Here is a 3,851-nt window from a genome sequence, read left to right as displayed (position 1 = left end):
ACGCGGAGCGTCCCTTGAGGCATTCCCACGCAGAGCGTGGGAACGATCACAAAACGAGGATTTGGGATGAAAACCCTCTGGCAACACTGCCACGTCGCAACCATGGCGCAAGGCGTCTACTCGATCATCGAGGACGTGGCCATCGTGACGTCCGGTGCGCTCATTGAGTGGGTCGGCCCCCGCGCTGAACTGCCGGCGGGCGAATACCCGGCCGTCAACGACTTGAACGGGGCCTGGGTCACGCCGGGTCTGATCGACTGCCACACCCACACGGTGTTCGGCGGTAACCGCAGCGATGAATTCGAAAAGCGTCTGCAAGGCGTCAGCTACGCAGAAATCGCCGCCAGCGGTGGCGGCATCGCCAGCACCGTGCGCGCCACCCGCGCCGCCAGCGAAGAGCAACTGTTCACCAGCGCCGCAAAGCGCCTGAAAAGCCTGATGCGCGACGGAGTCACCAGCGTCGAAATCAAGTCCGGCTACGGCCTCGATCTGCTTAACGAAGGCAAGATGCTGCGCGTTGCCCGTCGCCTCGGCGCCGAACTGCCGATCAGCATCCGCACCACCTGCCTGGCCGCCCACGCCTTGCCACCGGAATACAAGGATCGCGCCGACGACTACATCGATCACATCTGCGCCGAAATGCTCCCGGCCCTGGCCGCTGAAGGGTTGGTGGATGCTGTCGACGCGTTCTGCGAATACCTGGCGTTTTCGCCCGCGCAGGTCGAGCGAGTATTTATCACTGCTCAAAAACTCGGTCTGCCGGTCAAGCTGCACGCCGAGCAATTGTCTTCGCTGCACGGTTCGAGCCTGGCGGCGCGTTACCACGCCCTGTCCGCCGATCATCTGGAGTTCATGGACGAAGAAGACGCGATCGCCATGGCCAAGTCCGGCACGGTCGCGGTGCTGTTGCCCGGCGCGTTCTACTTCCTGCGCGAAACCCAACTGCCGCCGATGGAAGCCCTGCGCAAGCACGGCGTGAAAATCGCCATCGCCAGCGACCTCAACCCGGGCACCTCGCCGGGGCTGTCGTTGCGACTGATGTTGAACATGGCCTGCACCTGTTTCCGCATGACCCCGGAAGAAGCCCTGGCTGGCGCGACCATTCATGCCGCCACCGCGCTGGGCATGGCCCACACCCATGGTTCGATCGAAGCTGGCAAGGTTGCCGATTTCGTCGCCTGGCAAATCGATCGTCCGGCCGACCTGTCTTACTGGTTGGGCGGTGAACTGGAAAAACGCGTCGTGCGCCACGGCGTCGAAACGAGTCTGTAGGAGATCTGTTGTGGATAAGGTTCTGAACTTCAAACAAGGCCGCGTACCGCTGCTGATCAGCATGCCCCACGCCGGTACACGCCTGACCCCGACGGTCGAAGCCGGGCTGATCCCTGACGCGAAAAGCCTGCCGGACACCGACTGGCACATCCCGCAGCTGTACGATTTCGCCGCAGAGCTGGGCGCCAGCACCCTGGCTGCCGAGTACTCGCGGTTCGTCATCGACCTGAACCGGCCATCCGACGACAAGCCGTTGTATGTCGGCGCGACCACCGGGCTGTACCCGGCGACGCTGTTCGATGGCATTCCTTTGTTCAAGGAAGGGCAGGAGCCTTCGAAAGATGAACGCGCAACTTATCTGGAGCAGATCTGGACGCCTTACCACAGCACCTTGCAGCAGGAGCTGGCGCGCCTCAAAGCCGAGTTCGGCTATGCGCTGCTGTTCGACGCCCACTCGATCCGCTCGATCATCCCGCACCTGTTCGACGGCAAGCTGCCGGACTTCAACCTCGGCACCTTCAATGGCGCCAGTTGTGATCCGCAGTTGGCGTCGCAGTTGGAAGCGATCTGCGCCGAACATCCGGCCTACAGCCATGTGCTGAACGGGCGTTTCAAGGGCGGCCACATCACCCGCCATTACGGCAACCCGGCCGAGAACATCCATGCCGTGCAACTGGAACTGGGCCAGTGCACTTATATGGAAGAGTTCGAGCCGTTCCGCTATCGGGCGGATCTGGCCGAGCCGACGCGGGTGGTATTGAAAGAGTTGCTGCAAGGCTTGCTCGCCTGGGGCCAGAAGCGCTACGGCGCCTAACCCCCCCGTTCTCTGATCGTTCCCACGCTCCGCGTGGGAATGCAGCCCGGGACGCTCCGCGTCCCTTTGAAGCCGAACACAGAGCGTCCGTTGAGGCGTTCCCACGCAGAGCGTGGGAACGATCTGTAACGGGTTCAGCGTAATCCCTGTAGGAGCGAGGCTTGCCCGCGAATGACTGCGCAGCAGTCACTGCCTCTGGATGTTGAAGCCCTGTAGGGCGCTGCGCTCAAGCACCCAACAGAAGAAACTCTCCCGCCAAGCACATGCTCATTGACGTAATTCGGGTTTATGATGCCCCACGGCAGAATAATAGAAGTCCCCCCAGGGATGACCTCGACCCCTTACGGAGTGCGCAATGCAGACTTTGTACCCGCAGATCAAACCCTACGCCCGGCACGATCTGGCCGTCGACGAAACCCACACGTTGTATGTCGACGAAAGCGGTTCACCGCAAGGTTTGCCGGTAGTGTTCATTCATGGTGGTCCCGGCGCCGGGTGTGATGCGGCGAGCCGTTGCTACTTCGATCCAAACCTGTATCGCATCGTCACCTTCGACCAGCGTGGCTGCGGTCGTTCCACGCCCCATGCCAGCCTGGAAAACAACACCACCTGGGATCTGGTCGCCGACCTCGAGAAAATCCGCCAGCACCTTGGCATCGACAAGTGGGTACTGTTCGGCGGTTCCTGGGGTTCGACCCTGGCGCTGGCCTACGCGCAAACTCACCCGGAGCGCGTGCATGGTTTGATCGTTCGCGGGATCTTTCTCTGCCGGCCACAGGAAATCGAATGGTTCTATCAGGCTGGCGCCAGCCGTCTGTTCCCCGATTACTGGCAGGACTACATCGCGCCGATCCCGCAGGACGAGCGCGGCGACTTGCTTGGCGCGTTCCACAGGCGCCTGACCGGCAACGACCAGATCGCCCAAATGCATGCCGCCAAGGCCTGGTCCACCTGGGAGGGCCGCACCGCGACACTGCGTCCGAACCCTCTGGTGGTCGATCGCTTCTCCGAGCCTCAGCGCGCGCTGTCCATTGCCCGCATCGAGTGCCACTACTTCACCAACAACGGCTTCCTCGAACCTAACCAGTTGATCCGCGACATGGGCAAGATCGCCCATTTGCCCGGCGTGATCATCCATGGTCGTTATGACGTGATCTGTCCGTTGGACAACGCCTGGGAACTGCACCAGGCCTGGCCGAACAGCGAGCTGCAAATCATCCGCGACGCCGGTCATGCCGCCGCAGAATCGGGAATTACCGATGCCTTGGTGCGTGCTGCCGACAAGATGGCTCGCCGCCTGCTCGACCTGGCTCCTGAAGAAGCATGAAGGGCCTGCTGCAGCGCGTGCGTGGCGCGCGAGTCGAGGTAGCGGGGGAGGTGGTGGGGGCGATCGACCAGGGTTTGCTGGTACTGGTTGCCGTCGAGCCCGACGACACGCGGGCCAGCGCCGACAAACTTCTCAATAAGCTGCTTAACTATCGGGTGTTCAGCGACGCCGAGGGCAAGATGAATCTGTCCTTGGCGGACGTGGGCGGCGGGTTGCTGCTGGTCTCGCAGTTCACCCTGGCCGCCGACACCAAGAGCGGGTTGCGCCCGAGTTTCTCGACCGCGGCCCCTCCGGCCCTGGGCGAGGAACTTTTCGACTATCTATTAAGCAAAGCGAAACAGGTGCATGGCACTGTGGCATCAGGTAGATTCGGCGCGGATATGCAGGTGCATCTGGTCAATGATGGCCCGGTAACCTTCCTGTTACAGACCTGAAAGC

At 62.0% G+C, this 3,851-nt stretch carries 4 protein-coding genes; all 4 read left to right on the top strand.

The features are described from left to right. Positions 1-66: 66 nt before the first annotated feature. Positions 67-1,272: an imidazolonepropionase gene (gene hutI / locus ACRESJ_RS04105; protein ID WP_431756770.1), complete on the top strand. Its 1,206-nt coding sequence runs from the start codon at positions 67-69 to the stop codon at positions 1,270-1,272. A 10-nt stretch (positions 1,273-1,282) separates the two neighbouring features. Further along, positions 1,283-2,086 (top strand): N-formylglutamate deformylase, encoded by an 804-nt coding sequence (gene hutG, locus ACRESJ_RS04100; protein ID WP_431756769.1) that lies wholly within the window; start codon positions 1,283-1,285, stop codon positions 2,084-2,086. Positions 2,087-2,441: 355 nt separating this feature from the next. After that, a complete protein-coding gene (pip, locus tag ACRESJ_RS04095; RefSeq protein WP_431756768.1) occupies positions 2,442-3,413 on the top strand; it encodes a prolyl aminopeptidase in 972 nt (323 codons plus the stop codon). Further along, positions 3,410-3,847: a D-aminoacyl-tRNA deacylase gene (dtd, locus tag ACRESJ_RS04090; protein ID WP_427581047.1), complete on the top strand. Its 438-nt coding sequence runs from the start codon at positions 3,410-3,412 to the stop codon at positions 3,845-3,847. The genes pip and dtd overlap by 4 nt, the downstream gene beginning before the upstream one ends. The last annotated feature ends 4 nt before the right edge of the window (positions 3,848-3,851 follow it).

It is taken from the genome of Pseudomonas sp., assembly GCF_050739655.1.
Classification (GTDB): Bacteria; Pseudomonadota; Gammaproteobacteria; order Pseudomonadales; family Pseudomonadaceae; genus Aquipseudomonas.
The sequence above is the reverse complement of the archived record's forward strand: the minus strand, read 5'-3'. Positions and strand labels throughout refer to the sequence as shown.

What these genes read in the sequence shown, in the direction of transcription:
- hutI (WP_431756770.1), top strand. Translation starts at nt 67, where the DNA reads ATGAAAACCCTCTGGCAACACTGCCACGTCGCAACCATGGCGCAAGGC.
- pip (WP_431756768.1), top strand. Translation starts at nt 2,442, where the DNA reads ATGCAGACTTTGTACCCGCAGATCAAACCCTACGCCCGGCACGATCTG.
- dtd (WP_427581047.1), top strand. Translation starts at nt 3,410, where the DNA reads ATGAAGGGCCTGCTGCAGCGCGTGCGTGGCGCGCGAGTCGAGGTAGCG.